Below are 4,961 nucleotides of genomic sequence, written 5' to 3' on the forward strand. Positions count from 1 at the left end.
GTAGCTGCTCGCAATCATCGGCGGCCGTGCTCGCTTTCATCGTCGAATCTTGCTCGGATTCGGTGAGACTGGAGACGGCACTGTGCTCATATTCGATGAGATCCTGCTCGCATTGCGTGAGACGGAACCGTCGGATTTCAATATCCCTTGGAAGGACGTTGACGCAAATCCGGGCAAGCGAGCTTATCAGATACATACGAACTGACTGAGGACGCGCGCGCTGAGGCCGGGTTGGTCGGTGGGACGTTGGTGAACATAGCGGTGGGGAGTTGGCGGCCGACATTCACCGCATGTGCGCCGGACTTCGGCGCCCTGACATCACCCGTCGGTGTAACCGCTGCCATGGAGTGCACCGGCATCGCGGCTGTACGGCAGGTAGCTGAGCAGGTCTGGCCGCTGTTCGGCACGCTGAAACGGTGCGGGCCGGACAGGGGCAGGCGAAGATCATCGAGAGGAAAGAGGGCCTGCCGGTGGAGGGGATGGTCGGACAGCGGCCGAGGCGGCGAGGCGGGTGCAGACCTCCCGCACCAGCGGACTGGCGGCCAGGACATTGCGCGCCAGTTGCCCGTGCAGGGTGTCCAGCTTGGCGTTGCGCGCCAGAGAGACCAGGACCGCGCGCAGATCGTTGTCGGCGCGCTCATGACGGGCGGCGGTTTCCATCTCGCGCGTGAGGTCCTGCTTCTGCTGAGCAGCCCGCGCCTGGAGAAGCGGATGGAACTCCGGCCAGTGCTGGTTCACCACGGCGGACTGGTCTTGGGTGAACCCTTCGATGATGAAATGGCCGGACTGCTCGTCGACCACAATCAGTCGCCCATCAAGCAACCGCGCCTTTGTCCGCTCGACCGCCAATTGCTCCTCCAGGGTCGTCAGGCGCGCCTCGAGGGCGGCCTTAATCCGTTCGGCCTCTTCTCGAGCGGCTATCGCCGCGTCGCGCTTACGGACCGCCTGAGCGACCTCGTCGCGGGCTTGGCCCCACGCCTTCTCTGTCTGTGCGAGTACGGCGGCGGTGTACTCAGCCTGACGTGCTTCCGTGTCCCGCTCCAGGGCCGTCGCCGCCCGATCGGCGTCCCGTTCATCGATCAGCGCGGCGATGCGTGCATCCCGCGCGCGGAGAGCGACTTGCGCGGGATGCATGCCTTTGGTGTGGCGGCCCCAGTAGGAGCGGATCTCGTCGGCGGTGACCGATAGCCCATCTGCTTGGAGGACCGCCGCGACCTCTGGCCACGTCGCTTTGTTCAGCCGCATTTCGGCCACCGTCCCCAAGCACTGCCGGACCCTGTCCGCCTTGGTCACTGGAATGGCTGGCCATACAATCCCCGCGGTCATTTTCTGCCCCACCGTACCTGAGCGTAGCGTTCAAGATACTCTTCTTTTTGGAGAACTCGTAGCAGAAAGCGTGGGCTTTGCCGCACCGTAGCAGTGCTACGAACCGAGTCATCCGTAGCAACCATAGCGATGAAATAACAAAGCCTTAGATATGGGCAGCGGATGCTATGCCCGAAAAGTCCTGCATATTGATGCACAGGTGTGAGGACAAAAAAGAGCACGCGAACCTCCGCCACACGCCGCTTCCGTAGCACGCAGAGCGCCCAAACGGCGGCGCGCGCCGTGCCCCATTGGTCGCCACAAGGCGACAAGCGTCGTGGCGTTGCCGCACCGTTGTCCGCCTGGTGTCCCGTTGTCCGCCCTGTTGTCCGCTCGTGGCCTCCCCGTTGCGTCAGCGTGGTCCGGCGCGTTGTCCTGTTGTCCGCCCCGCCTCCCACCCCACGCAGTTCCTCGCCCAGGCTGTGTCATACGCCGCACACCGGCAAGCCGGTGTGCTGGCGCAGATCACGGTCCCGGCGATGAGCTACGACGTCGAGGCCCGAATGCCAGTGGACGGTGGCGTCACCAAGTGCGAGACGGTCACCGTCCCCCTGCCGCGCATCGACAAATCTGGCGGCAGCTCGTTGGTCGTGAAACAGGCGCATAGCCTGATCAACGTTGGGGCGCCAAGTCATCCCCTGTTCCGGTTGAGTATACCCCATTGAGGCGCTCGCCTGAGACGCTTCTCGCGTCTCATTAGGGTGGATTTCCATATCCGGAGACGCTATCGTCAGCAGGTCCAGACGCATGTGAGACGGACATGGCGATCTACGGCTACGCCCGGGCATCGACCACCGACCAGGACGTCACGATCCAGGAGTAGGCGCTGCTTCGGGCAGGCTGTGACGTGATCCGATCGGAGAAGGCAAGCGGCACCACACGCGCCGGTCGGTCAGAGTTGTCGCTCCTGTTGCAGTTCCTGCACCCGGGGGACACGCTGATGGTCACTCGCATCGACCGCTTGGCGCGCTCGATCAGAGATCTCCAGGACATCGTGCACGAACTGCGCGTGAAGGGCGCGGTGCTGAAGGCAACGGAGCAGCCGATCGATACCGCCACGGCAGCCGGCAAGGCTTTCCTCGACATGCTGGGTGTGTTCGCTGAATTTCGAGACAAACCTCCGACGTGAGCGACAGATGGAGGGAATTGCCCAGGCCAAGGCGAAAGGCGTCTACAAGGGCCGTAAACGGTCCATCGATCCGGCGGAGGTCCGTCGCCTGAAGGAGCAGGAGCGGCTGGGAGCCACGGCCATTGCCGAACGCCTCGGGATCGGACGGGCTTCAGTCTACCGCGCGTTGGCAGCCGGCGATGTCTGAGGGCCGGCGGCAGGTTCCGGCTGAAGCGCTGGTGAACCTGCGCCGCCGGCTGGACACCCTGCCGCCCCGCCACCCGGATCGTCTGGAGATCCTACGATCCGCCGCCGAGCTTTATGGAGTATCCCGAGCCACCGTCTACCGCGCTCTGCAACGGCAGTTGCGGCCGAAAGGAGTTCGTCGGGCCGACCGAGGGAAGCCCCGCAAGCTCAGCTTGGCCGAAATGGAGCGGTACTGCGAAATCATCGCCGCTCTGAAGCTGCGGACCACCAACAAGAAGGGCCGGCATCTTTCTACCGCGCGCGCCATCGAGCTGATGGAGGAACATGGCGTGGAAACGCCTGACGGGCTGGTGAAGCTTCCGTCCGGATCGCTCACCCGGCCGACGGCCGACCGGTATCTCAGGGCCTGGGGATACGACCATATGCGTCTGACCCGTGCGCCGGCGGCCGTGCGGTTCCAGGCGCGGCGGTCGAATGAGCTGTGGCAGTTCGACATGAGCCCGTCGGACCTGAAGCACGTCAAGCAGCTGCTCTGGATCGAGCCCGGCCGGGGAGCGCCCACGCTGATGCTGTTCAGTGTCGCCGACGACCGCAGCGGCGTCGTCTACCAGGAGTACCGATGCGTCTACGGGGAGGACGCGGAGTCGGCTCTGCGCTTCCTCTACAACGCCATGGCGGCGAAACCCGAGGAGGACATGCCGTTCCAGGGCATCCCCGAGGCGATCTACATGGACAACGGCCCGGTCACCCGCTCGCGCGTGTTCCAGAACGTCATGGCCTGCCTGGGCGTCAAGGTGATGACCCACCTTCCGGCGGGGAGCGACGGCCGGCGCACCACCGCCCGGTCGAAGGGCAAGGTCGAGCGGCCGTTCCGCACCGTCAAGGACGTCCATGAGACGCTCTACCACTTCCACGAACCGCAGGACGAGGCGGAGGCGAACCTGTGGCTGCGCCGCTACCTCGTCCGCTACAACGCCCAGGATCACCGGTCCGAACCGCACAGCCGCATCGAGGACTGGGTCCGGAACCTGCCGGAGAAGGGCTGCCGCGAGATGTGTGCCTGGGACCGCTTCTGCGCCTTCGCGCGGGAGCCGGAGCGGCGCAAGGTCGGCATCGACACCCGCGCATCACCGTGGAGGGCGTCGCCTATGAGGTCGATCCGGACCTGGCCGGCGAAGACGTGGTGCTCTGGTGGGGCCTGTTCGACCAGGAACTCTACGTTGAGCACGGCGACCGGCGGTATGGCCCCTACGGTCCGGTCGGCGGCCCCATCCCACTGCACAAATACCGCAAGCACCAGAAGACCAAATCCGAAGAACGGGCCGACCGGGTGGCCGAGCTGGCGGAGCGCATCGGCCTGCCGCGCGCGGCTCTCGACGGCGGCACCGCGCCCCTACCGCCACCCGTCTCTGCACCGGCTCCCAAGGTGGCGTTCGCCGACCCGGATCCCTACCGCACCCTGGCCTTTCCCGACATCATCACGGCCAAACGCGCGATCGCCGGCGAGATCGGCTTGGCGTTGGCGAAACTATCGGCCGAAGACCGGACCTGGATCGACGCGCTGGTGCGGGAGACCCTGGCCAAGGATGAAGTGCTGACGAAGGTGCGGGCGTACTTCAGGCAGCGGACGGGAGGGGGCGGGGCATGCTGACGGAGGTCATGGAGCATTTCAAGTTGGAGCGGGACATGCTGATGGCCGGGTATTACGAGACCGACCATCACCGCCAACTCATCAAGGATGTGAAGGCTTCTATCCTGGCCGGCCGCCTGGTGGCGGTCGCCGGAGTCGTCGGCAGCGGCAAGACCGTGCTGCTCCGCCGCATCCAGGACGAGCTGACCCGCGACGGGCGCGTCACGGTGTCGAAGAGCCTGTCGGTGGACAAGGACCGCACCCACCATCCCCACCCTCATCACCGCGCTGTTCCATGACCTCTCCCCAGACAAGGACCCGAAGATTCCGACCCTCGGCGAGAAGCGCGAGCGCGAATTGCAGCAACTCGTGCGACGCGGCCGCAAGCCGGTGGCCCTGTTCGTGGACGAGGCCCACGACCTGCACGGCAAGACGCTGATCGGTCTGAAGCGATTGATGGAGGTGTTGGCCGATGGCGGCGGCATGCTCTCCGTCGTGCTGGTGGGGCACCCCAAGCTCCGGAACGACCTCCGGCGCCCGACCATGGAGGAGATCGGCTACCGCTCGGTGGTGTTTGAGTTCGACGGCATGGCGGGGAACCAGCTTGCCTACATCCGCTGGCTCCTCGCACGCTGCGCCGGCGAGGGCATC

The 4,961-nt window shown here is 65.4% G+C and carries 6 protein-coding genes and 1 pseudogene; 5 read left to right on the top strand and 2 right to left on the bottom strand.

The genetic code is table 11. The annotated features are described in order from the left end of the window. Both GBZ26_RS30010 and GBZ26_RS26810 read right to left on the bottom strand, forming a co-directional pair. The coding region (locus GBZ26_RS30010) for a hypothetical protein (RefSeq protein ID WP_211104982.1) at positions 1–196 on the bottom strand (196 nt) is incomplete at its 3' end. A gap of 248 nt (positions 197–444) precedes the next feature. After that, complete coding sequence (locus GBZ26_RS26810; protein WP_174441439.1) at positions 445–1,326, bottom strand: hypothetical protein; 882 nt, start codon at positions 1,324–1,326, stop codon at positions 445–447. An 886-nt stretch (positions 1,327–2,212) separates the two neighbouring features. On the opposite strand from GBZ26_RS26810, the gene GBZ26_RS31035 reads away from it, so the two are divergent. From GBZ26_RS31035 to GBZ26_RS30465, 5 genes and pseudogenes are all read left to right on the top strand, one after another. Further along, a complete protein-coding gene (locus tag GBZ26_RS31035) occupies positions 2,213–2,494 on the top strand; it encodes a recombinase family protein (protein WP_425514972.1) in 282 nt (93 codons plus the stop codon). A gap of 7 nt (positions 2,495–2,501) precedes the next feature. Continuing rightward, on the top strand, positions 2,502–2,681 hold the full coding sequence (locus GBZ26_RS31040) for a helix-turn-helix domain-containing protein (RefSeq protein ID WP_425514973.1): 180 nt from the start codon (positions 2,502–2,504) through the stop codon (positions 2,679–2,681). Then, positions 2,674–4,331, top strand: a pseudogene (locus tag GBZ26_RS26820) (transposase family protein). Before GBZ26_RS31040 ends, GBZ26_RS26820 begins: the two are co-directional and overlap by 8 nt. Then, complete coding sequence (locus GBZ26_RS30460; protein WP_246654318.1) at positions 4,325–4,609, top strand: hypothetical protein; 285 nt, start codon at positions 4,325–4,327, stop codon at positions 4,607–4,609. Before GBZ26_RS26820 ends, GBZ26_RS30460 begins: the two are co-directional and overlap by 7 nt. A 25-nt stretch (positions 4,610–4,634) precedes the next feature. Then, positions 4,635–4,961, top strand: a 327-nt coding sequence (locus tag GBZ26_RS30465; protein ID WP_345772075.1) for an AAA family ATPase, incomplete at its 3' end; no start/stop codon positions are given.

It is taken from the genome of Azospirillum formosense, from assembly GCF_013340925.1.
GTDB lineage: Bacteria > Pseudomonadota > Alphaproteobacteria > Azospirillales > Azospirillaceae > Azospirillum > Azospirillum formosense.